The following is a 1,208-nucleotide window of genomic DNA, read 5'->3' as shown; positions in this document are numbered from 1 at the left end:
GTCGCAAGTCAAACAGTACCAACGAGTACCGTATGGAACGATTTAGATTGTGATAACGATGGTGTTACCAATGGCGATGAGATTGCTAACGGAACGGATCCATTAAATCCAGATACAGATGGCGATGGAGTAACTGACGGCGATGAGATTATCGACGGAACAGATCCAACGGATCCATGTGAATTTGTTGTCGCAAGTCAAACAGTACCAACGAGTACCGTATGGAACGATTTAGATTGTGATAACGATGGTGTTACCAATGGCGATGAGATTGCTAACGGAACCGACCCATTAAATCCAGATACAGATGGCGATGGAGTAACAGATGGCGATGAGATTAACGACGGAACAGACCCAACCGATCCTTGTGAATTTGTAGTTACAAGTCAAACAGTACCAACGAGTACCGTATGGAATGATTTAGACTGTGATAATGATGGAGTAAGTAACGGTGATGAGATTGCTAATGGAACGGATCCATTAAATCCAGATACAGACGGCGATGGAGTAACTGACGGCGATGAGATTATTGACGGAACCGACCCAACCGATCCTTGTGAATTTGTAGTAACAAGTCAAACAGTACCAACTTCTACCGTATGGAACGATTTAGATTGTGATAACGATGGTGTTACCAATGGTGATGAGATTGCCAATGGAACGGACCCACTAAATCCAGATACCGATGGCGATGGAGTAACTGACGGCGATGAGATTATCGACGGAACCGACCCAACCGATCCTTGTGAATTTGTAGTCGCAAGTCAAACAGTACCAACGAGTACCGTATGGAACGATTTAGATTGTGATAACGATGGTGTTACCAATGGTGATGAGATTGCCAATGGAACCGACCCATTAAATCCAGATACAGACGGCGATGGAGTAACTGACGGCGATGAGATTATCGACGGAACCGACCCAACCGATCCTTGTGAATTTGTTGTCGCAAGTCAAACGTTACCAACTTCTACCGTATGGAACGATTTAGATTGTGATAACGATGGAGTAAGTAACGGTGATGAGATTGCTAACGGAACCGACCCATTAAATCCAGATACAGATGGCGATGGAGTAACTGACGGCGATGAGATTATCGACGGAACAGATCCAACGGATCCATGTGAATTTGTTGTCGCAAGTCAAACAGTACCAACGAGTACCGTATGGAACGATTTAGATTGTGATAACGATGGTGTTACCAATGG

At 44.5% G+C, this 1,208-nt stretch carries 1 pseudogene; it reads left to right on the top strand.

Annotated features, from left to right (window positions below):
- Positions 1-1,208, top strand: a pseudogene (locus BLQ00_RS17685) (hypothetical protein); the annotation flags it as partial.

Source organism: Ulvibacter litoralis (assembly GCF_900102055.1).
GTDB lineage: Bacteria > Bacteroidota > Bacteroidia > Flavobacteriales > Flavobacteriaceae > Ulvibacter > Ulvibacter litoralis.
Note: the sequence above shows the minus strand (reverse complement) of the source record. Positions and strands in the feature narration are given on the sequence as shown.